Genomic DNA, 20,991 nt, shown 5'->3' on the forward strand with positions numbered 1-20,991 from the left:
GGGAGAGCGTCCCCGGACACGCATAACCTGGATGCATGGACGTGAACGCGGCGGTCGCCGCATTGGCTGCGATCGCCGGGGTGTGCACCGGCGTGATCGCCATGCTGGCGTTCCGCTGGAGCGAGCGCGACCAGGCGAGGCCCACCCGCACATCCCTGCATACGGACGCCGTGCTTCCGCCCGGTGTCGACACCGTGCTGTCCGTGCTGCGCTCCTCCGCGGTCGTCCTCGACGAGAGCGACTCCGTGGTCAAGGCCAGCTCCGCCGCGTATGCGCTGGGCCTGGTCAGGGGCGGGAAGCTGGCCGTCCAGCCGATGCTGCACATGGCCCGCGACACCCGCCGGGACGGAGAGATACGACAGGTCGAGCTCGACCTGCCGCGCCGCGGCACCGGCCGCGGCGAAGCCCTCGCCGTCTCCGCCCGGGTCGCGCCCCTCGGCTCCCGCCTCGTGCTGCTCCTGGTCGAGGACCTCACCGAAGCCCGCCGCATCGAAGCGGTGCGACGCGACTTCGTCGCCAATGTCAGCCATGAGCTCAAGACGCCCGTCGGCGCGCTCTCGCTGCTCTCCGAGGCGGTCATGGACGCCTCGGACGACCCCGAGGCGGTCACCCGCTTCGCCGGCCGGATGCAGATCGAGGCGACCCGGCTCACCAGCCTCGTACAGGAACTGATCGACCTCTCCCGGGTGCAGAACGACGACCCGCTGGAGGACGCCGAGCCCGTACGCGTGGACGAACTCGTCGCCGAGGCCATCGACCGGTCCCGGCACACCGCGTCCACGAAACAGATCACCATGGCCGCCGGCGGCACCGCCGACCTGCATGTCTGGGGCAACCGCGGCCAGCTGGCCGCCGCCCTCGGCAATCTCGTCGAGAACGCCGTCAACTACTCCCCGGCCCGCACCCGCGTCGGCATAGCCGCACGCCGCATCCCCGCGTCCGGCGGGGACCAGATCGAGATCGCCGTCACCGACCAGGGCATCGGCATCTCCGAGAAGGACCGCGAGCGGATCTTCGAACGCTTCTACCGCGTCGATCCCGCACGCTCCCGTGCCACCGGCGGTACGGGCCTGGGCCTGGCCATCGTCAAGCACGTGGCCGCCTCGCACGGCGGGGAGGTCACGGTGTGGAGCACCGAGGGACAGGGCTCCACCTTCACCCTGCGGTTGCCGGAGGCCGGCTCCGTCCGGGACCGTACGCACATCCAGATCGCCGACGACGCCGACGACGGACCGTACGACTCAGATCCCGAGTCCCATCCCCACCCCCACCCCCATCCCGATTCCGATTCCGGTTCGGATGCAGACCCCGAATCCGGCTCCCACCCCGGTCCTGATCCCCGGACCACACCACGCGAACCACTGCCTGCCCCGGAGGTCCTTCCGTGACCCGAGTGCTTGTCGTCGAGGATGAGGAATCCTTCAGCGACGCTCTTTCCTACATGCTCCGCAAAGAGGGCTTCGAGGTCGCCATCGCGACCACCGGACCCGAGGGACTCGACGAGTTCGAGCGCAACGGAGCCGACCTCGTCCTGCTCGACCTGATGCTGCCCGGGCTGCCCGGCACCGAGGTCTGCCGCCAGCTGCGCGGCCGGTCCAACGTCCCGGTCATCATGGTGACCGCCAAGGACAGCGAGATCGACAAGGTCGTCGGCCTGGAGATAGGAGCCGACGACTACGTGACGAAGCCCTTCTCCTCGCGGGAGCTGGTCGCCCGCATCCGTGCGGTCCTGCGCCGCCGCGGTGAGCCGGAGGAGGTCACCCCGGCGGCCCTGGAGGCCGGGCCGGTGCGCATGGACGTCGACCGCCATGTCGTCACGGTCGCCGGCGGAAAAGTCGACCTCCCGCTCAAGGAGTTCGACCTGCTGGAGATGCTGCTGCGCAACGCGGGTCGTGTGCTGACCCGTATGCAGCTGATCGACCGCGTCTGGGGCGCGGACTACGTGGGTGACACCAAGACCCTCGACGTCCACGTCAAGCGCCTGCGCGCCAAGATCGAGCCCGACCCGGGCGCCCCCCGCTACCTGGTGACGGTGCGCGGGCTGGGCTACAAGTTCGAGCCGTAGGCCGGACCACGCCCGAGCGTGTACGAAGGAGGCCCCGCCGGAAGTCCTGGCGGGGCCGCTTTCGTGCTGCCGGAGCCCGGGCAGAGGCCCGGGATCAGCGCTGGAGGGCGGGCGGGGTCAGTGGCCGGCCTCGTGGGACGCCGAGGCGGGGTCCGACGGGGTCGTGGTGGCCTCGCCGCCGTTCTCGTCACCGTGGGCGCCGCCCTCTTCGGCCTCGTCGCCGTGCGCGCCCTCGGCCGGGGCGGACGGGCTGGCCGCCGGCTTCTCGGCCGGAGGCTTCGGCACGCCGGTCGGGCCGTAGTCGTGGTAGAAGCCGGCTGCCGGGACGACGAACGCCTCGATGGGCACGTCACCGGTCTCGCTGAAGCGGAAGACGATCTTCTGCGCCTCGCCGCTCTTGCCGGCCTCGTTGCTGTTGTCGATGAGCGCGGAGGCGTTGCCCTTGCCGCCCAGGACGACCGAGCCGAGCGCCGGAATCGTGATCGGACCCGCTCCCGTCGCCGGCGCGAGCTTCACCACGGTGTTCGAGCCCGGCAGCGTGATGGAGTCGAGCGTCTGCTCCTGCTGGCCGTTGTTGAACAGCGTGGCGGAGACGACCGCCGGGCCCTGAGCGTTCAGCTCGGGCTGCGTGATCACCGTCGCGTTCTGGATCTGGATGTCACCGACCGTCGTGGCGGCGTTGTCCGGCTTGACGCCGAGCGTCTGTGCGTCGTTGCCCGCAGCGCATGCGGAGAGCGGGGCGATCGAGATCACGAGGGCAGTCGCGGCGAGGACGCCGCGTCGAAGGCTGCTGCTCACGGCGGCGGCATCTCCTAGGACGTACGGACGGGCTAAGGGGTCTGTCAGCGCGCTTAGGTTACCGACCCCTCGTCGGGCTCCCGCACCCGACCCGCCTCCGACACGGCCCCGGCGCCCCCGCGTGCCCTCCGCGCCACCGGATTTCGCCCGCTGTTCACATAACCGGATGATCAATTCCGTGAGCCGCCGCACATTCCCCGCGGAAAGCCCGGACCGGACCGTAGTGATCTCCCGGCGATCTCCAGGTGATCAATTTCGGATTCCTTCTCGCGTGTCCCGCCGGACGGGTGACCGAGCCTCGAACGGAGTAGGCGAAGTAGACTACTGGGAACCCGGCAAATCGGGACGTTCATCCACTTGGACGGGGGTTGTGATGCGCGTGACGTGCACCTTTCCGGGTGCCCGTGCAGCCGCTCCGACCTGCGAATACCCCCTTCCGGAAGTCGCCCGCAGCACGTTCATGTTGCTGTTGTCAAGCCCCGAGATATGCCCTGACCTGCGAAAACGCCATTCAGAAGAAGCCGTTCTCGTGTTACCCTGGATAGCCACGGAAGGGGTACCTGTCACATGACGTTCAAGGTTGGCGACACCGTGGTCTATCCCCATCACGGGGCCGCGCTGATCGAGGCCATCGAAACTCGCCAGATCAAAGGCGTGGACAAGACCTACTTGGTGCTCAAGGTCGCCCAGGGCGACTTGACGGTTCGTGTACCGGCGGACAATGCGGATCTCGTTGGCGTACGCGATGTGGTCGGTCAGGACGGGCTGGACCGGGTCTTCGACGTGCTGCGAGCGCCGTACGCCGAGGAGCCGACGAACTGGTCCCGTCGCTACAAGGCAAATCTCGAGAAGCTCGCCTCCGGCGATGTGATCAAGGTCGCCGAAGTGGTGCGTGACCTGTGGCGTCGCGAGCGCGAGCGCGGTCTCTCCGCAGGAGAGAAGCGCATGCTGGCCAAGGCTCGCCAGATCCTGGTGAGCGAGCTGGCTCTCGCGGAGAACACCAACGAGGACAAGGCCGAGGCCCTGCTCGACGAGGTCCTCGCGTCCTGACGCGGCGGTTCTGGCACGGCGTCCTGATGAGGGACCCTGACGCACAGGACTCCCACGTCAGGCTTGCGCCCACGGTGCAGAACTGAATGCCGCGGTGCCCGCTGACCAGCTGGAAGGTTGAGTCGCCGGGCACTGCGGCATGTTCGCCGCGCCCACGCCGCTCATCGCGTACCTTCCCCAACCCCGCACGCAGATCCCGTACGTCCCCCGTCCCCCGACGACCCATCCGGCGTGCCGGGCCCGGGCAGCTCACGCAGCCGGCGTCTTCGACGCGGCTGGCTCGACCAGTTGTCACGGAAAGGGTCCGGTCAAGGCGTCGCGCCCGGCACGTTCTGGCCATACCCACATGGGCGGACGATACAAACCTGGCCATGTCAATTCGGGGCGGTCCCCGACCTTCCGGAGTGGAACCGATGTCAGAACAGACACGCACCGGCCGCACCGCCGTGGTGATCCCCGCGGCCGGCCGGGGCGTACGGCTCGGCCCTGGCGCCCCCAAGGCGCTCCGCGCCCTCAACGGCACCCCCATGCTGATCCACGCCGTACGCGCCATGGCGGCCTCCCGCGCCGTCTCGCTCGTCGTCGTGGTCGCCCCGCCCGACGGCGCCCCCGAGGTCAAGAACCTGCTCGACGCGCACGCCCTGCCCGAGCGCACCGACTACCTGGTCGTCCCCGGCGGCGACACCCGGCAGGAGTCCGTACGCCTCGGCCTCGAAGCGCTCCCCGAGACGATCGGCACCGTCCTCGTCCATGACGCCGCCCGGCCGCTCGTCCCCGTCGACACCGTCGACGCGGTCATCGAGGCCGTACGGGACGGAGCCCCCGCCGTCGTCCCCGCCCTGCCGCTCGCCGACACCGTCAAGCAGGTCGAACCGCGCGCGAAGGGCGAGCCCGAGCCCGTCGTCGCCACCCCCGAGCGCGCCAGGCTGCGCGCCGTGCAGACCCCGCAGGGCTTCGACCGCGACACCCTCGTACGCGCCCACGAGACGGTCACCGACGACGTCACCGACGACGCGAGCATGGTCGAACAGCTCGGCGAGCCCGTCGTGGTCGTCCCCGGCCACGAAGAGGCCTTCAAGGTGACCCGCCCGCTGGACCTCGTCCTCGCCGAGGCCGTACTCGCCCGCAGGAGGGCCAACGATGGCTTCTAGCAGCCACCCGCTCCCGCTCGTCGGTATCGGCACCGACGTCCACGCCTTCGAGCAGGGCCGCGAACTGTGGTGCGCCGGACTGCTCTGGGACGGCGAGGAATACGGCCTCGCCGGCCACTCCGACGGCGACGTCGCCGCCCACGCGGCCTGCGACGCCCTCTTCTCCGCCGCCGGCATCGGCGATCTCGGCGCCCACTTCGGCACCGGCCGCCCCGAATGGTCCGGCGCCTCGGGCGTCACCCTGCTCGCCGAGGCCGCCCGGATCGTCCGCGCCGAAGGCTTCGAGATCGGCAACATCGCCGTCCAGGTCATCGGCGTACGCCCGAAGATCGGCAAGCGCCGCGACGAGGCCCAGAAAGCCCTCGGCGAGGCGGCAGGCGCACCCGTCTCCGTCTCCGGCACGACGACGGACGGACTCGGGCTGACCGGTAGGGCCGAAGGACTGGCCGCGATCGCCACGGCGCTCCTCTTCCGCGCGTCCTGACCCCCACGGCCCCCGCGGTGGGGTAGACGCGGTGGTGACGTCGACGAATTCCTGCGCACCGAGTTCAGGAGGACCGCACCGTGACCGCCCCCCTCAGCGACAAGCTCAAGGCACTGCTCGACACTCCCGTGTTCGTCAACCTCGCCACCATCCAGCCCGACGGAAGCCCCCAGGTGTCTCCCGTCTGGGCGAAGCGGGACGGCGACGACGTACTGATCTCGACGACCGTCGGGCGGCGCAAGGAGCAGAACCTGCGCCGGGACCCGCGGACGACCGTGCTCGTCCAGCCCTTCGACGAGCCGTACACGTACGCCGAGATCCGCGGCCTGGCCACCCTCAGCACCGAGGGCGGCCAGGAGCTGATCGACGAGCTGTCCCTGAAGTACACCGGCAAGAGGTACGCCGAGTTCAACCCGGAGTCCGGCAAGGACGCCCCCCGCGTGGTCGTCCGGATCACCCCGCGGAAGGTCGTCGGCGCGCTCGCCTGATCCCGCCGCCGCCCCGCCGGTCACAATCCAGTGCCCCGCGCCCCCAAGGGCGTGGGGCACTGCCGTGCGCCCACTACTCTTGAGTGGTGACTATTCGGCTGTACGACACCGGCGCCCGGCAGATCCGTGACTTCGTCCCGCTCACGCCGGGCTGCGTCTCGATCTACCTGTGTGGCGCGACCGTGCAGTCCGCCCCGCACATTGGGCACATCAGGTCGGGACTCAACTTCGACATCATGCGCCGCTGGTTCGAGTACCGCGGCTACGACGTCACGTTCGTGCGGAACGTGACCGACATCGACGACAAGATCATCACCAAGGCGGAGGACCAGAACCGCCCCTGGTGGTCGATCGGATACGAGAACGAGCGCGCGTTCAACGCGGGTTACGACGCGCTCGGTTGCCTGCCGCCCACCTACGAACCGCGCGCCACCGGGCACATCACCGAGATGGTCGAGATGATGCGCGGCCTCATCGAGCGCGGCCACGCCTACGAGGCCGACGGCAACGTCTACTTCGACGTGCGCTCCTTCCCCGGCTACCTGCAGCTCTCCAACCAGGACATCGACGATCTGCGCCAGCCCTCCGCCGAGGGCGAGACCGGCAAGCGCGACCTGCGCGACTTCGCCATGTGGAAGGCGGAGCGGCCGGGCGAGCCGTCGTGGGAGACGCCCTGGGGACGAGGACGGCCGGGCTGGCACCTGGAGTGCTCGGCCATGGCCCACAAGTACCTGGGCACCGCCTTCGACATCCACGGCGGCGGCCTGGACCTGGTCTTCCCCCACCACGAGAACGAGATCGCCCAGGCCAAGGCCTTCGGCGACGACTTCGCGTCGTACTGGGTGCACAACGCCTGGGTGACCATGAGCGGCGAGAAGATGTCCAAGTCGCTCGGCAACTCGGTCCTCGTGAGCGAGATGGTCAAGCACTGGCGGCCGATCGTCCTGCGCTACTACCTGGGCACCCCGCACTACCGCTCGATGATCGAGTACAGCGAGGAGGCCCTGCGCGAGGCCGAGTCCGCGTTCGCGCGCATCGAGGGCTTCGTCCAGCGCGTCGTCGAGAAGGCGGGGGGCCTCGTCGAGCCCGCCGCCGAACTGCCGCCCGCGTTCATCGACGCCATGGACGACGACCTCGGCGTCCCGCAGGCGCTCGCGATCGTCCACACCACGGTCCGCCAGGGCAACTCGGCACTCGCCGCCGACGACAAGGAAGCGGCCGTCGCCCGGCTCGCCGAGGTGCGCGCCATGCTCGGCGTCCTCGGCCTGGACCCGCTCGACCCGCACTGGGCCGGCGAGGCCGACCGCGGCGAGGACCTCCACGGCGTCGTCGACACCCTGGTGCGGCTCGTGCTGCAGCAGCGCGAGGCGGCCAGGACACGCAAGGACTGGACCACCGCCGACGCGATCCGCGATCAGCTCAACCAGTCCGGACTCGTCATCGAGGACGGCCCGGACGGCCCGCGCTGGACGCTCGGACCCCGCTGACCAGCGACAGTGTGCCGCCCGGCCGCCCGGGCGGCACACTTTCTTACGTACGTACGCATCCGGGAACCGCGGAGATCCGCTCGGGACCCACGAAGATTCAGGGAAACAGGTAGTCATGGCCGGGAACAGCCAGCGCAGGAACCGCCGCACGTCCAACAAGAAGGGCGCGACGGTCGGCAGCGGTGGAAACCGGCGCCGCGGCCTCGAGGGCAAGGGCCCGACCCCGCCCGCGTCCGCCCGCAAGGGCCATGTGAAGAACCGCGTCGCCAACGCCAAGGCCAAGCAGGCCCAGCGGCGGCCCGTCGCCCGCCGCGGCGGCAAGGGCTCGTCCGAGATGGTCGTCGGCCGCAACCCCGTCTTCGAGGCCCTGCGCGACGGTGTGCCCGCGACGACCCTGTACGTCCAGCAGTTCATCGACAACGACGAGCGGGTGCGCGAGGCGCTCCAGCTCGTCGGCCAGCGCGGCAACATCCACCTGATGGAGGCGCCGCGCGCCGAGCTGGACCGGATGACGAACGGGCTGAACCACCAGGGCCTCGTCCTCCAGGTCCCGCCGTACGAGTACGCACACCCCGAGGACCTCGCGGCCGCCGCCTTCGACGACGGCGAGGACCCGCTGATCGTCGCCCTCGACGGCGTCACCGACCCGCGCAACCTCGGCGCCGTCGTCCGCTCCGTCGCGGCCTTCGGCGGCCACGGCGTGGTCGTCCCGGAACGCCGTGCGGCAGGCATGACGGCCGGCGCCTGGAAGACCTCCGCCGGCACCGCCGCCCGCACCCCGGTCGCCCGCGCGACCAACCTGACCCGCGCCCTGGAGGCGTACCAGAAGGCGGGCATCACCGTCGTCGGCCTCGCGGCGGACGGCGAGGTCGAGGTCGGCGAGCTCGAAGCCCTCGCCGGCCCGGTCGTCATCGTCGTCGGCAGCGAGGGCAAGGGCCTGTCCCGCCTCGTCGGCGAGACCTGCGACTACCGCGTCCGCATCCCGATGCCGGGCGGCGCCGAGTCCCTCAACGCGGGCGTCGCGGCGGGCGTGGTGCTGTACGAGGCGGCGCGCCGCCGAGGCTGATCAGCGCGCGCCGTACCCGACGCGGTGCACGCCGTAACCCGCGCGGTGCAGGCCGTACCCCACGCGCCCCACGGGGCCTTGCCGGGGCCCTCCGGGGAGCCGCGAAGAGGCGGGAACGATCTTGACGGGTCTCGGACATTTCGGGGTCGTCAAGGCAGTGTCCTAAGTACAGGTCACTCGGTTAGATGAGTGTGGACACCAGAACGCCCCGGCCCGGGTTCGACGATCAGCCATTCCTGAGCACGATCAAGGTGAACTGCGATCCCGCGCAGGTCATCGTGAACCACGCCAGCTTCCGGGTGAAGCTCGCCCCGAGTCAGACCAGGCGCCCTGCCCGGGGCGACCTGGCCGACACCGCCTGGATCCCCGCCCTGGCCGGCGCCGGCGCCGTGGCGCGCCGCCGGGCACCCGTCGTATGGAGCGGGAAGTCCGCTCCGGGCGACCCAGGGGCGACCGGTCTGCTGCAGGCCGTACGTACCTCCGGAGCCGGGTTCGGCGACCGGAGCGGCTACGACGACCGCAACGGGTTCGACGACCGCAATGGGTTCGACGACCGGAACGGGTTCGGTGACCGCAGCGGCTACGACCGCGGCGCCGCCACCCAGGTCATCCCCCGTGTCGATACGGCCTCAGCCACCGACACCATGCCCACACCCGTCATCGGAGCCCCCCGCCGGGAACCCCTGCTGCCCCCGATGCGGCACGCGGAAGGCGCGTACGACGCCTACGAGCCGTACGGCGAAGAAGCCGAGGAAGTCACCCACTTCGGCCACGACGACACCGGCGGAAGGCACGCGGCGCCCGGCGGCGCCGTCCGGCACGCCTACTACCCCGGCCGCCGGATGAACCTCGGCGTCGTCCTCCTCCCGCTGCGCGTCTTCCTCGGCTTCATCTCCATCTACGCCGGCATGGGCAAGCTCTGCGACCCCGTCTACTTCGACGGCGGCGAACGCGGCTCCATGGTCAAGTGGCTGACCTCCCTGGAGCCGTGGACCCTCGCCGAGCCACTGCGCGACTTCGCGCTCGCGCACCCGGTGGGCGCCGGTCTCACCGTCGCCTTCCTGCAGGTCGTCGTCGGCGTACTCACCGTCCTCGGCCTCTGGCAGCGCGTCGCGGCCGTCGTCGGCGCACTGCTCTCCGCCGCGCTGATCATGACCGTCAGCTGGCGGACCGTCCCGGTGTACGACGCACCCGACATCATGAACCTCGCCGCCTGGTCGCCCCTGATCATCGCCGGCGCCCCCGTCTACTCCGTGGACGGCCGCCTCGCGGGCGAGGCCTGGCGCAAGCTCGGCCCGCGTTCCGAACTGTGGGAGCTGCGGCGCCGCGTGCTGCGGCGCGGCGGGGTCCTCGCCGCCGTCGTCGTCGGACTGACGCTGCTGGTCGGCTCGATCCTCGGCGGAGCCGTACGGTCCACGGAGCTCGTGACCGTCCCCGGTCCGAACGTCGACCCGACCAACCACCTCCCCGGCGCCCCGCTGCCGAGCGAATCGGGCCGCCGCAGCCCCTCCGGCGAGGCGGAGCGGCGCGCCGAGCCGTCCAGGACGGAGTCGAGCAGCCCGGCGGCCGAGCGGACCGAGCCGTCCGAAACGGTCAGCGAGAGCGGCAGCGTCGGTGAGGCGGGCAGGCCCAGCGAGTCCCAGGGCACGGACGGACAGCAGTCGCCGTCCCAGTCGGAGCCCGTGAACCCGCCGTCCGGCAGCTCAGGCCCCTCCTCGACCGGAGGCGGCAGCGAGCCGGGCGCCTCGGGCGGCGGCGGAGGAGGCGGTACGGGCGGGTCCGACAACGGCGGCTCCGGCGGCGGCAGCGGCACCAGCGGCGGCAGCTCCGGCGGAGGCAACCGGAACCCGATCGGCGGCCTCCTGGGCTGATCCGGGCGAACGCGGTCGGTCGGGGCGGTCACCGGGCATCGAGGCCCGGTGACCGCCCCGACGTCGTGCCCGTTCGCCGAGCATGCTCGGGGCTCGCGCTCAGACGCCGTGTCTGCTCGGCGAGCACGCTCAGGGCTCGCCCTCAGGAACCGTGCGCGGTGAGTTCCTTCGCCGCCTCGGTGAGGTCCTTGGCCGTGTCGATCGCCCGCCAGTACGCCCCCTGCGGCAGCGGAAAGCCGGCCAGGGAACGCTCCCGTGCCAGCCGGGGGAACGTCGTGCGCTCATGGTCGCCCTGGTCGGGCAGCAGCCGCGTGAAGGCCGCGGAGAAGACGTACACACCCGCGTTGATGAGATACGGCGACGGCGGCGACTCGATGAAGTCCAGAACATGGCCGAACTCGTCCGTCTCCACGGCACCCCACGGAATGCGCGGCCGGGCCAGCGCGAGCGTCGCGGTGGCATCCCGTTCCGCATGGAACTCGGCCATCTCGCGCAGCGAGAAACGCGTCCAGATGTCGCCGTTCGTGGCGTACCAGGGCCGGTCGGGGTGGGGAAGGCTCCTGGCGGCGTACTTCAGGCCGCCGCCCCGGCCCAGCGGCTCCGCCTCGACGACGGTCGTGACACGGAGCGGCAGCACGGCGCTGTCCAGCCACTCCTGCAGCACCTCGGCGAGATGACCGCAGGAGACCACGGCGTCCGTCACGCCCTCGGCGGCCAGCCAGGAAAGCTGATGGCCGATGATCGGGGTCCCCGTGCCGGGGATCTCGACCATCGGCTTGGGCCGGTCGTCGGTGTACGGGCGCAGCCGTGAGCCCTGGCCACCCGCCAGGACCACGGCCTGAGTCGGATACGTATGCATACGGGCACGATATGCGGGCCCGCGTGCGAGCCCCGCGAACCGTCGCGCGGCGTGCGTGGCTTGTGCGGTGCGCTCGCCTCGTGCGGCGCGCGTACGGGCGCCGCACGGTCACGTACGTCCCGGTCAGCTGCCCCAGTTGCCCTGCGCCTGCTGCGAGACACCGGCGGCGAAGGACGTGTCGCAGACGGGCCGGGAGAACGCCTGCGCACGCGTCGGGCCGTAACGGGCCACGGCGGCGCGGCCCAGGTCCCTCGCGATCTCCATGCAGTGGCGGGCGAGCGACGGGCGCCCCTCGACCGCGCGCTGGAGGTTCGTGAGCGCGACGCCCGGGTCCTTCTGCTGCAGGTCCGTCAGCAGCTTCTCGCGCAGAACGTCCTGAGGAGCACGGGACTTGGCGCGGACCGGTACATTCTCGGTGGACGCGGTGGACGCGGTGAGCATCTGGGACTCGGTGTTGCGCCCTGCCCACGGGACGCTGGTGACCGCGAGAGTTCCGGAGAGCACCAGGACGACGGGCAGGACGAGGGCAAGAGTGCGGCCGATACGGCGAGCGGTGTGGGTCACGCAGGCGAGCGTAGCGGGCGGTAGTGATTTGGCGACATTTAGTCACCCTTGCGAGGGATGGTTCGAGGGATTCTTTCGAATCGCAGGTTGACGACGGTATGTGAATTGCCCGGTATGCCGGGGTATTTATCGACATCTGTAAACGCCGAACGGCCCCCTTGCTTCCGCAAGGGAGCCGTTCACGTCAGGCGCCGGAGAACCGGTCAGCCCCGTCAGCCCGGTCCGCCCGGTCGGCCGATCTGCCGTCCTGGCGTCCTGCCGTCAGTCGCTGAGGCGCTCGCCCGTCGACGTCGAGAACACGTGCGTCTCGCCCGGCCGCGGCACGACGTGCAGCTGCGAGCCCTTGTCCGGCACGGAGCGGCCGTTCACCCGGACCACCAGGTCCTTCTTCTCGCCGCCGACCTCGGCAGTGCCGTACACATAGCCGTCCGCGCCGAGCTCCTCGACGACGTTCACGGTCACGGCCAGGCCGGCCGGGGCGTCCTCGGTGTCCTTCGACAGCGTCTTGGCGGCGGCGCCGCCGTGCTCGACCACGTCGAAGTGCTCGGGCCGCACACCGACGGTCACGGTCCGGTCACCCTTGTCGGCGGCAGCGGACAGCGCCTCGCGGCTGACCGGGACGACGCTGTTGCCGAACTTCACACCACCGTCGGTGATCGGCACCTCGACCAGGTTCATGGCCGGCGAACCGATGAAGCCCGCGACGAACAGGTTCGCCGGGCGGTCGTACATGTTCCGCGGCGAGTCGACCTGCTGCAGCAGACCGTCCTTCAGCACGGCGACCCGGTCGCCCATCGTCATGGCCTCGACCTGGTCGTGCGTGACGTACACGGTGGTGATGCCGAGACGGCGCTGCAGCGACGCGATCTGCGTACGCGTCGAGACACGGAGCTTCGCGTCGAGGTTCGACAGCGGCTCGTCCATGAGGAAGACCTGCGGCTCACGCACGATGGCACGGCCCATCGCCACGCGCTGCCGCTGACCACCGGACAGCGCCTTCGGCTTGCGGTCCAGGTACTCGGTCAGGTCGAGGATCTTCGCCGCCTCCTCGACCTTCTGCCGGATGAGGGCCTTGCTGACGCCGGCGATCTTGAGCGCGAAGCCCATGTTGTCCGCGACGGACATGTGCGGGTACAGCGCGTAGTTCTGGAACACCATGGCGATGTCCCGGTCCTTCGGCGGGAGGTGGGTGACGTCGCGGTCACCGATGCGGATCGCTCCGCCGTTGACGTCCTCGAGGCCGGCGAGCATACGCAGCGAGGTGGACTTGCCGCAGCCGGAGGGGCCGACGAGGACGAGGAACTCGCCGTCCTCGATCTCGATCTCGAGCCCGTCGACGGCGGGCTTCGTGGAGCCCGGGTAGATCCGGGTCGCCTTGTCGAAAGTGACAGTGGCCATGGGTGATGATCCCTTCACCGGCAGGAACGTGCCGGACGATCCGAGTAAAGGAAGAATGGGTCTAGTCCACCTGAGTGAACTGCAGGCGACGCTACCTTGCGATTCCGGTTCTGTCAGTAGGCAGAGCAGCGCTCTTTTGACCTGCGCCTTGACGACGCTTCCTGCTTCATCGCCCAATGCCGCTCGAAACGCGGGTAACCCCACGGATACGGCGGGCTTACACAGACTCCACAGGCATTCCGGCCGACGGCCCGTCGGTCCGCACAACGAAGGACTACCCGGTGAGCGCCGACGCCCGAATCACCGCGGGCAGCGCTCTCCCTGCTGGGAGCGCATCCGCGACCAGGCGATAGAGGCGCAGCCCCTCCTCCCGGAGATTGGCTGCCGCGTTCACATCCCTGTCATGCGTTGTGTCGCATCTCACGCATGTCCAGCTTCGAACTGAGAGCCCCTTGGGCCCGCCATCCGCATGGCATACCGAACAGCGGCGCGTCGAAGGGAAGAATCGGTCGACGATCACGAGCGTGCGGCCGCCCCACTCCGCCTTGTACGTCAGCAGCCGCAGCAACTCTCCCCACGACGCGTCGATGATCGCCCCGTTCAGCCGGGCCTTGCGACGTCCACCGGCGCGCATCAGAGAAGCGATGGCCAGGTCCTCCACCACGAGCACTTGGTTCTCGCGCACGAGGCGGGTGGTGACCTGGTCCAGTACGTCGCGTCGGACATCCCTGATCAACGCGTACAGACGCGCGATCTTGGCCCGGACCTTGGCTCGATTCTTCGAACCCGCCCGTCTCCGGTGCAGCTGCCGCTGAAGCCGGGCCAACCGATCCGCGTACTTCCGCAGCAGGCGCGGATGGTCGATCTTCGTGCCGTCGTCCAGAGTCACCAGAGAGGCGATGCCCACATCCACGCCCACCACCTTCGGCTCGCCGCACTCAGGATCGACCACCTCGGCCAGCGGCTCGATGACCTCCTCGACGAGAACCGCTACGAAGTGGCGGCCGGCCCGATCCCGGGTCACCGTCAGCTTCACCGGTGTCACACCTGACGGCAGCGGACGTGACCATCGCACGGCCAACGGTTCCGTCTGCTTGGCCAGGGTCAGCAGCCCCGTGCCCGCCCGATCCGGATCTTCGACCCAGCGGAACCCCATACCGAGCCGTACGTACGTCGCCGAATCCTTGGCCACATGCTTCCGCTTGCGCTTCGGATGCTTCCTCGCACCCCTGAAGAAGCCCTGGAAGGCGGCGTCCAAGTGCCTCAGCGACTGCTGCAGCACCGTCGACGACACCTCCGCCAGCCACGAGGTCTCCTCGGCCCGCCGCCAGCCCGTCAGCGCCCGGCACGTCTCCGCGTACCCCACCGAGACCCGGTACTGCTCCCAGCCGCTCCGACGCAGCTCAAGCCCCTGGTTGTAGACCCAGCGACATGCACCGAACGTCTTCGCCAGCTGCTCCGCCTGCGAGGCCGACGGATAGAAGCGGTAGCGGTACGTCCGCTCCCGCGTCCCGGCCGCCTTGGCCCGACGCTTCACCGGCTTTCCCGGCTTCCGCCGCTGTGAGGGGATGCCGAGCTCGTACTCCTTGAGCTGTACGGCCTGGGCCCCCGTCACCCGTGCAGCCACGTCCCCTCCCTGTGAGCCGATCATCGGAACAGCACGTCAGTGCCTTCAACGAACAGACGGCCGGAAGGTCACTGATCCCGTGCTCGGCGCCATTGGGCGCTGTGTAAAGTGGGGTAGCTCTCGCGTGCGGAGCACGTCGTACCCATGCCGCCTTAGCTCAGTTGGTAGAGCAACGGCTTTGTAACCCGTAGGTCGTCGGTTCGATTCCGACAGGCGGCTCCACCGAAACTGTGTCCCGGATCACTCTGATCCGGGACACTGTCGTTTTGCGGGGGTCTGGCGGGGTGTTCCTGGGGAGGGGTGCGTCGGATGAGTCGTCGTTCCAGTGGACTGATCGGCGTCTGGGCGGAGGCGCAGCGGCAGCAGCAGAGGCAGCGGGAGGCGCAGGCGCGGGCCGCGGTAAGACAGCAACAGACGGCGGTGCGGGAGCAGCGGGCGTTCGAGCGGGACATGGCGCGAATGCATCGGGAGCAGCAGGCGGCGTATCGGCGGCAGCGCGAGGCCGATGTGCTGCGGCGGTCGCAGGAGCTGGATTCGCGGGTTGCGGAGTTGGCGGGGCTGCTGGCGGCGGGATGCCGCGCGCCGGGGTTTCGTATCGCGGCTCTGCGACGTGTGGAGGAGATCGAGCCGTTTGCGCCGGGGGCGCCTGCGCAGCCGGTGGTGATGCCCGATCCCGCCCGGTATCAGGCGAGTGGTGGCTGGACTGCTGCTGGGCGTGCGCAGGCGCAGCGTGAGGCGCAGGCTCGGTTCGAGTGGGATTGGCGTGCGGCGCAGACTGCTGAGGCGCGTCGGCAGGCGGATCTGGCTGCTTATCGGCGGCAGTACGACGATTGGGCGGCGGCGCGGCTGGCGGAGATCCGGGAGCACAATGCGGGGATAGCCGGGATGGCTGAGGCGTTGCGTGCGGGTGAGCCGGGCACGGTGGTGGAGTACTTCTCGGCGGCTTTGTATGCCTCGACGGTATGGCCCGAGGGCTTTCCGCGGCAGGTTTCGGCTTCGTATGACCGGGCGGCGCGGCAGTTGGTGCTGGACTGGGAGTTGCCGGGTTTCGATGTGGTCCCGGAGGCCAAGGGTGTGCGCTATCTGGTGGGGACGGATCAGGAGAAGGACATTGTCCGGCCGGTGACGCAGCGCAGGGCCCTGTATCGGGATGTGCTGGCGCAGTCGGTGTTGCTTGCGCTGCGGGATGTGTTTTCGGCGGATGAGTCCGGTGGGCTGCATTCTGTCGTGCTGAATGGTTTCGTGGATGATCACGATCCGGCGACTGGGCGGCAGGCGCGGGTCTTCCTCGTGACGGTACTGGTTGAGCGTTCGGTCTTTGACGGGCTGAATTTGGAGCTGGTCAGTGCGGTGGAGTGTCTGACGGGTGCGCTGCGTGGGCAGTTGTCCGCGCGTCCGGATCAGCGGGTTGCGGTGCGGCCGGTGCGGTCGCCCGAGCAGGTGGGCTCGGGTGTGGTGTCGCACGGTGGTGGGGAGGAGCCGGATCTGTTGTCGATGGATCCTGTTGAAATCGAGGGTTTGGTAGCGGAGTTGTTCCGTGCGCGAGGCATGCAGGCGGTGACCACGCAGCGCTCGAATGACGGTGGTGTGGATGTCGATGCGGTGGATCCGGATCCGATCAGCGGCGGGAAGATCGTCGTGCAGGTGAAGCGGTATCGGAACGCGGTACCGCCGAGTGCGGTGCGGGATCTGTTCGGAACTGTCCAGGGTGCGGGGGCCAACAAGGGTGTGTTGGTGACCACTTCGCGTTTCGGTCCTGGGTCGCACGCTTTCGCCAACGGTAAGCCTTTGACACTTGTCTCGGGTGCTGAGTTGGTCGATCTGCTCCACAGGCACGGGCTTCGTGGGCGGCTTGGTGATGGGGCCGACGCGGGTTCGCCGCCTGGCGTGGCGGTGGTGGACGAGGGGGACGCGGGTTGTGAGGACTTCAACGTTCTGGGCATGAATTGGGCCGGGAGTGTGGCGCTGGATGTCTGTGCGTTGGTGTGCCGCGGCAGTCGTGTGCTGAGCGACGACTATTTCGTCTTCTTCAACAATGAGCGGACACCGGAGGGTTCGGTGCGGATGATCCGGTCGTTTGCCGGGGATCGTGCCGCGATCCGGGTCGGGTTCGATGATCTGCCTGCGCGGGCCGATCGGTTGGTGTTGGTGGCTGCGGTGGATCCGGAGGTCAATCCGGGTGCGGATCTTGCCGGGTTCGCTGATGCGGGGATTTGTCTGAGGGATGCTGCGGGTGTGGGGCTCGACAGGCTCGATGTCTCGGACGGGAGGCCGGGGGAGACGGCTCTGGTGCTCGGTTCTTTTCGGCGGCGGCCCGGGGGCGATTGGGAGTTCGTTCTGGGCGGCAAGGGGTATCGGGGCGGTCTGGAGGAGTTGGTGGGGGACTTCGGGATCGCGGTCGAGTAATGCGGTGGGGGGGCGTACGCCCCCCCACCGTGTTCAGTGCCGGCCGGAGATTCTGTCCGCGAGGGTGGCGATGCGGCTGGTGCGGGTCGTGTGGGCGGTGAGTTCGTGGCGGTCGGCGGTGCGGTAGGCCGCGTAGAGGGTGTGGACGCCGAGCCAGCGGAAGGGCTCGGGTTCCCATTTGCGGACCTTGTGGTTGACCCAGGGGAGGGCGGTGAGGTCGGTGGGGCCGGACTGGCCGGAGTCCTGCTGGATGAGGTCGCGCAGGGTGCGGGCGGCGAGGTTGGTGGTGGCGACGCCGGAGCCGACGTAGCCGCCGGCCCAGCCGAGGCCGGTGGAGCGGTCGAGGGTGACGGTGGCGCACCAGTCGCGGGGTACGCCGAGGACGCCGGACCAGGCGTGGGTGATGTCGGTTCCGGCGAGTTGGGGGAAGAGGCGGGTGAGGACGGTGCGGAGGGCGTCGATGGTGGCGGCCTGTGTGGTGCCGTCGTTGTCGGTGCGGGAGCCGTAGCGGTAGGGGATGCCGCGGCCGCCGAGGGCGATGCGGTTGTCGGCAGTGCGCTGGGCGTACATGTAGGCGTGGGCCATGTCGCCGAGGGTTTCGCGGCCGGACCAGCCGATCTGTGACCAGACGTCGTCGGGGAGGGGTGCCGTGGCGATCATGGAGGAGTTCATGGGGAGCCAGGTGCGGCGCTGGTGTGCGAGGGACGCGGTGAAGCCTTCGGTGCAGCGCAGGATGTAGGGGGCGCGGACCGTTCCGTACGGGGTGATCGCGTGTTTGGGTTTGATCTCCGTGACGGGGGTCGATTCGTGGATGGTGACGCCGAGTGCCTCGACGGCTGTCGCGAGTCCCTTGAGCAGTTTGACCGGGTGCAGGCGGGCGCCGTGCGGGGTCCAGGTGGAGCCGACGGCTCCGGCGACGCGGACGCGGTCGGCGGTCTCGCGGGCGCCGTACAGTTCGCGGTCCTTCTCGCCGAAGGCGATTTCGGCGGCGTGGAAGTTCTTGAGGCGGGTGAGCTGCGCGGGGTTGTGGGCGACTTCGAGGACGCCGCCTTTGTGGATGTCGGCGTCGATGTTCTCTTCGGCGGCGATGCGGACGACTTCGGCGACGGTGTCGTTCATGGCCTGCTGGAGGCGTACGGCGGCGTCGTGGCCGTGGAGGCGGGCGTAGCGGTCGCGGCCGGCGATGCCGTTGTAGAGCCAGCCGCCGTTGCGTCCGGAGGCGCCGTATCCGCAGAACTTGGCTTCGAGGACGGTGATGTTGAGGAAGGGGACGGCCTTCTTGAGGTAGTACGCCGTCCAGAGTCCGGTGTATCCGCCGCCGACGATGCAGACGTCGGCGGTCGCGTCGCCCGGCAGGGGTTCCCGGGGGGCCGGTATGCCGTCGTCCGCGTACCAGAAGGAGATGCCGCCGTTGATCGTGCTGGTCATGAGGCTGTTCGTACACCGGTGGTGGTTGGGCTGTCCAGGGCGGGGCGGGTGGGTGGCGGTCGTACGATCCGGGGGTGGTCGACATTCCGGACGAGCTGGTCGCGAGGCAGATCGAGTACAACGGGGAGGCGGGGCGCGCTTTCGTGGAGGCTTTGCCGGGGCGGGCGGCGGAGTTCCTGGGGCGGTGGGGGCTGCGGGTCACGGGGCCTTCGATGAGCGGGGTGGCGTCGCTGGTGCTGCCGGTGGTGCGGGTGGGCGACGGGACGCGTGCGGCGCTGAAGTTGCAGCTGCTGGACGAGGAGACGGAGGGTGAGCCGCTGGCGTTGCGGGTGTGGGACGGGGCCGGGGCGGTTCGGTTGCTGGACCATGACGCGGGTACGGGGACGATGCTGCTGGAGCGGTTGGACGAGGGGCGGCACCTGTCGGCGCTGGCGGACGGCCGGGAGGCGGTGGGGATCCTGGGGGAGCTGCTGGCGCGGCTGACGGCGGTGCCGGCCCCGCCGGTGGGGTTGCGGCGGTTGGGGGACATCGCGGCGCGGATGTCGGCGCGGGTGCCGGGGGCGGTGGCGGCGCTGGAGGATGAGGGGGAGCGGCGGCTGTTGCGGGACTGTGCGGCGGCGGTCCGGGAGGTGGCGGGGGAGCCCGGGGACCGGTTGCTGCACTGGGATCTGCACTACGACAACGTCCTGGCGGCCGAGCGGGAGCCGTGGCTGGCGATCGATCCGAAGCCGCTGGCGGGTGATCCGGGGTTCGAGCTGTTTCCGGCGCTGTGGAACCGTTTCGACGCGGACGAGACGCTGTGGCGGTTCGATCTGCTGACGGAGCGGCTGGGCCTGGACCGGGCGCGGGCGGGGGCGTGGACGGTGGGCCGGGTGCTGCAGAACGGTCTGTGGCGGGTGTCGGAGGGTGCGGTGCGGCTGCCGGAGGATCAGGTCGCCATCGCTCGGATGCTTCTGGCGCGCTGAGTTTCGGGTGTTCCTCGCGCGGTGAGTCCTGTGGGGGGTCCTGGCGCGGTGAGTCCTGTGTGGGCGGTCCTGGTGGGGTGAGGAGGGGCCGCGCCGGACGGGAGAGCCCCGTCGGTCGTCCTCCATGTGTTCCTGGCTGCGTGTCCGCAGTACGGGTGGACGGTGTACCGGTCGACCGACGAGGCGCTGGTTGCTCGTGTGGCGTCGTGGAGCCTTGTGGGGCTAGGGGATCAGGACGACCTTGCCGATGGTGCCGCGTGTCTGGAGGGCTCGGTGGGCGGAGGCGGCTTCGGCGAGCGGAAAGCGGTGGACGGCGGGGCGGAGGCGGCCGGTGGTGGCTTCGTCGAGGGAGCGGGTTTCGAGGGCGCGCAGGCCGCCGGCCTTTTCGAGCATGGCGGGGCCGAGGACGGACTCGGAGGTGATGCCGCGTTCGGCGAGTTCGTCGTCGGTGAAGGTGAGCGCGGAGCCTTCGAGGATGCCGTGGCTGGACCAGCCGAAGACGATGTGCCGGCCGCCTTTGCCGAGGAGGTCGACGGCGGCGCGGGCGGTGTCTCCGCCGACGGAGTCGTAGACGACGGTGGCGTGCCGGTCGCCGCGTTCGCGGAGGTACGTGCGGACGTGTTCGGGCCAGTCGGGGAGCGTGTAGTCGACGGCGAGGTCGGCGCCGTTCGCGGTGACGTGGGCGACCTTCGCGGGGCCGCCGGCGAGGCCGATGACGGTGGCGTCGGCGTTCTTGGCGTACTGGACGATGAGGGTGCCGATGCCGCCGGCCGCGGCGGGGACGATCACGACGGACCGCGGGCCGAGGTCGGTGTACTGGAGGATGCCGAGGGTGGTGCGGCCGGTGCCGATCATGGCTACGGCGGCGGCCTCGTCGAGGTGGTCGGCGATCTCGTGGAGCCGGTCGGTGCCGGTGACGGCGAGTTCGGCGTAACCCCCGGGGACCATGCCGAGATGGGCGACGACGCGCTTGCCCAGCCAGCTTTCGTCGGTGCCTTCGCCGATGCGGTCGACGGTGCCGGCGACTTCGCGGCCGGGGACGGTCGGCAGCTCCGCGGGTCCGGGGAAGGGGCCGGGCATGCCTTCGCGGAGGGCGGCGTCGAGGAGGTGGACCCCGGCCGCGGCGACGGCGATCCGGACCTGGCCGGGGCCGGGTTCGGGGTCGTCGACGGTCTCGTAGGTGAGGTTCTCGGCGGGGCCGAAGGCGTGAAGGCGGATGGCGTGCATGGTCCCTCCCGGGGTGCTCGGCGCCGTAGTGCGTTGATGGGCCCACTCTTCAACTTC

Annotated in this window: 18 protein-coding genes and 1 tRNA gene; 12 read left to right on the forward strand and 7 right to left on the reverse strand. The window is 70.0% G+C overall.

Annotated features, from left to right (window positions below; genetic code table 11):
• Window positions 1–35: 35 nt before the first annotated feature.
• Window positions 36–1,388 (forward strand): sensor histidine kinase, encoded by a 1,353-nt coding sequence (locus ACIQMR_RS23575; protein WP_401390527.1) that lies wholly within the window; start codon window positions 36–38, stop codon window positions 1,386–1,388.
• The gene (locus ACIQMR_RS23580) at window positions 1,385–2,065 is read left to right on the forward strand and encodes a response regulator transcription factor (RefSeq protein ID WP_266379574.1); all 681 of its coding nucleotides are present in this window, start codon (window positions 1,385–1,387) and stop codon (window positions 2,063–2,065) included. The genes ACIQMR_RS23575 and ACIQMR_RS23580 overlap by 4 nt, the downstream gene beginning before the upstream one ends.
• Window positions 2,066–2,182: 117 nt before the next feature.
• Here ACIQMR_RS23580 and ACIQMR_RS23585 read toward each other — a convergent pair whose 3' ends face one another.
• Window positions 2,183–2,863: a DUF461 domain-containing protein gene (locus ACIQMR_RS23585; protein WP_401390530.1), complete on the reverse strand. Its 681-nt coding sequence runs from the start codon at window positions 2,861–2,863 to the stop codon at window positions 2,183–2,185.
• 567 nt (window positions 2,864–3,430) lie between these two features.
• On the opposite strand from ACIQMR_RS23585, the gene ACIQMR_RS23590 reads away from it, so the two are divergent.
• The 7 genes from ACIQMR_RS23590 (at window position 3,431) to ACIQMR_RS23620 (ending at window position 10,460) form a co-directional block, all read left to right on the forward strand.
• Window positions 3,431–3,913 carry a CarD family transcriptional regulator gene (locus tag ACIQMR_RS23590; protein ID WP_017945956.1) on the forward strand — a complete coding sequence of 161 codons (483 nt, stop codon included), beginning with the start codon at window positions 3,431–3,433 and terminating at the stop codon, window positions 3,911–3,913.
• Between the two features lie 413 nt (window positions 3,914–4,326).
• On the forward strand, window positions 4,327–5,064 hold the full coding sequence (gene ispD, locus ACIQMR_RS23595) for a 2-C-methyl-D-erythritol 4-phosphate cytidylyltransferase (RefSeq protein WP_401390534.1): 738 nt from the start codon (window positions 4,327–4,329) through the stop codon (window positions 5,062–5,064).
• Window positions 5,054–5,548, forward strand: coding sequence for a 2-C-methyl-D-erythritol 2,4-cyclodiphosphate synthase (gene ispF, locus ACIQMR_RS23600; protein WP_401390537.1), 495 nt, complete (start codon window positions 5,054–5,056; stop codon window positions 5,546–5,548). Before ispD ends, ispF begins: the two co-directional genes overlap by 11 nt.
• Window positions 5,549–5,628: 80 nt before the next feature.
• Window positions 5,629–6,036, forward strand: coding sequence for a PPOX class F420-dependent oxidoreductase (locus tag ACIQMR_RS23605; RefSeq protein WP_401390540.1), 408 nt, complete (start codon window positions 5,629–5,631; stop codon window positions 6,034–6,036).
• Window positions 6,037–6,122: 86 nt separating this feature from the next.
• Window positions 6,123–7,523, forward strand: coding sequence for a cysteine--tRNA ligase (cysS, locus tag ACIQMR_RS23610; RefSeq protein ID WP_401390543.1), 1,401 nt, complete (start codon window positions 6,123–6,125; stop codon window positions 7,521–7,523).
• Window positions 7,524–7,638: 115 nt separating this feature from the next.
• Window positions 7,639–8,589: a 23S rRNA (guanosine(2251)-2'-O)-methyltransferase RlmB gene (rlmB, locus tag ACIQMR_RS23615; protein ID WP_401390545.1), complete on the forward strand. Its 951-nt coding sequence runs from the start codon at window positions 7,639–7,641 to the stop codon at window positions 8,587–8,589.
• Window positions 8,590–8,774: 185 nt separating this feature from the next.
• Complete coding sequence (locus ACIQMR_RS23620; protein WP_401390548.1) at window positions 8,775–10,460, forward strand: DoxX family membrane protein; 1,686 nt, start codon at window positions 8,775–8,777, stop codon at window positions 10,458–10,460.
• A gap of 142 nt (window positions 10,461–10,602) precedes the next feature.
• Here ACIQMR_RS23620 and ACIQMR_RS23625 read toward each other — a convergent pair whose 3' ends face one another.
• The 4 genes from ACIQMR_RS23625 to ACIQMR_RS23640 form a co-directional block, all read right to left on the reverse strand.
• Entirely contained in the window at window positions 10,603–11,319 is a 717-nt protein-coding gene (locus tag ACIQMR_RS23625; RefSeq protein WP_401390551.1) for an NDP-sugar synthase, read from the reverse strand.
• A 123-nt stretch (window positions 11,320–11,442) separates the two neighbouring features.
• Window positions 11,443–11,883: a hypothetical protein gene (locus ACIQMR_RS23630; protein WP_401390554.1), complete on the reverse strand. Its 441-nt coding sequence runs from the start codon at window positions 11,881–11,883 to the stop codon at window positions 11,443–11,445.
• Window positions 11,884–12,144: 261 nt separating this feature from the next.
• A complete protein-coding gene (locus tag ACIQMR_RS23635) occupies window positions 12,145–13,281 on the reverse strand; it encodes an ABC transporter ATP-binding protein (RefSeq protein WP_266379544.1) in 1,137 nt (378 codons plus the stop codon).
• Window positions 13,282–13,555: 274 nt separating this feature from the next.
• Window positions 13,556–14,818 carry an RNA-guided endonuclease InsQ/TnpB family protein gene (locus ACIQMR_RS23640; protein ID WP_401390557.1) on the reverse strand — a complete coding sequence of 421 codons (1,263 nt, stop codon included), beginning with the start codon at window positions 14,816–14,818 and terminating at the stop codon, window positions 13,556–13,558.
• Between the two features lie 236 nt (window positions 14,819–15,054).
• On the opposite strand from ACIQMR_RS23640, the gene ACIQMR_RS23645 reads away from it, so the two are divergent.
• Both ACIQMR_RS23645 and ACIQMR_RS23650 read left to right on the forward strand, forming a co-directional pair.
• Window positions 15,055–15,130: transfer RNA gene (locus ACIQMR_RS23645), tRNA-Thr, on the forward strand.
• An 87-nt stretch (window positions 15,131–15,217) separates the two neighbouring features.
• Window positions 15,218–17,314 (forward strand): restriction endonuclease, encoded by a 2,097-nt coding sequence (locus ACIQMR_RS23650; RefSeq protein ID WP_401390559.1) that lies wholly within the window; start codon window positions 15,218–15,220, stop codon window positions 17,312–17,314.
• A 33-nt stretch (window positions 17,315–17,347) separates the two neighbouring features.
• Here ACIQMR_RS23650 and ACIQMR_RS23655 read toward each other — a convergent pair whose 3' ends face one another.
• Window positions 17,348–18,742, reverse strand: coding sequence for an NAD(P)/FAD-dependent oxidoreductase (locus ACIQMR_RS23655; RefSeq protein WP_401390562.1), 1,395 nt, complete (start codon window positions 18,740–18,742; stop codon window positions 17,348–17,350).
• Window positions 18,743–18,816: 74 nt separating this feature from the next.
• On the opposite strand from ACIQMR_RS23655, the gene ACIQMR_RS23660 reads away from it, so the two are divergent.
• On the forward strand, window positions 18,817–19,707 hold the full coding sequence (locus tag ACIQMR_RS23660; RefSeq protein WP_401390565.1) for an aminoglycoside phosphotransferase family protein: 891 nt from the start codon (window positions 18,817–18,819) through the stop codon (window positions 19,705–19,707).
• Window positions 19,708–19,929: 222 nt separating this feature from the next.
• On the opposite strand, the gene ACIQMR_RS23665 is transcribed toward ACIQMR_RS23660, so the two are convergent.
• Window positions 19,930–20,934, reverse strand: coding sequence for a zinc-binding dehydrogenase (locus ACIQMR_RS23665; protein ID WP_401390568.1), 1,005 nt, complete (start codon window positions 20,932–20,934; stop codon window positions 19,930–19,932).
• Between the last annotated feature and the right edge of the window lie 57 nt (window positions 20,935–20,991).

The sequence above is a fragment of the Streptomyces sp. NPDC091376 genome (assembly GCF_044757085.1).
Lineage (GTDB): Bacteria > Actinomycetota > Actinomycetes > Streptomycetales > Streptomycetaceae > Streptomyces > Streptomyces pratisoli.

Bases quoted from the DNA above. Each gene is read 5' to 3' on its own strand.
- ACIQMR_RS23590 (WP_017945956.1), top strand. From the start codon at position 3,431: ATGACGTTCAAGGTTGGCGACACCGTGGTCTATCCCCATCACGGGGCC.
- ACIQMR_RS23650 (WP_401390559.1), top strand. From the start codon at position 15,218: ATGAGTCGTCGTTCCAGTGGACTGATCGGCGTCTGGGCGGAGGCGCAG.
- ACIQMR_RS23635 (WP_266379544.1), bottom strand. From the start codon at position 13,281: ATGGCCACTGTCACTTTCGACAAGGCGACCCGGATCTACCCGGGCTCC.
- ACIQMR_RS23665 (WP_401390568.1), bottom strand. From the start codon at position 20,934: ATGCACGCCATCCGCCTTCACGCCTTCGGCCCCGCCGAGAACCTCACC.
- ACIQMR_RS23625 (WP_401390551.1), bottom strand. From the start codon at position 11,319: ATGCATACGTATCCGACTCAGGCCGTGGTCCTGGCGGGTGGCCAGGGC.
- ACIQMR_RS23575 (WP_401390527.1), top strand. From the start codon at position 36: ATGGACGTGAACGCGGCGGTCGCCGCATTGGCTGCGATCGCCGGGGTG.
- ispD (WP_401390534.1), top strand. From the start codon at position 4,327: ATGTCAGAACAGACACGCACCGGCCGCACCGCCGTGGTGATCCCCGCG.
- ACIQMR_RS23620 (WP_401390548.1), top strand. From the start codon at position 8,775: ATGAGTGTGGACACCAGAACGCCCCGGCCCGGGTTCGACGATCAGCCA.
- ispF (WP_401390537.1), top strand. From the start codon at position 5,054: ATGGCTTCTAGCAGCCACCCGCTCCCGCTCGTCGGTATCGGCACCGAC.
- rlmB (WP_401390545.1), top strand. From the start codon at position 7,639: ATGGCCGGGAACAGCCAGCGCAGGAACCGCCGCACGTCCAACAAGAAG.
- ACIQMR_RS23655 (WP_401390562.1), bottom strand. From the start codon at position 18,742: ATGACCAGCACGATCAACGGCGGCATCTCCTTCTGGTACGCGGACGAC.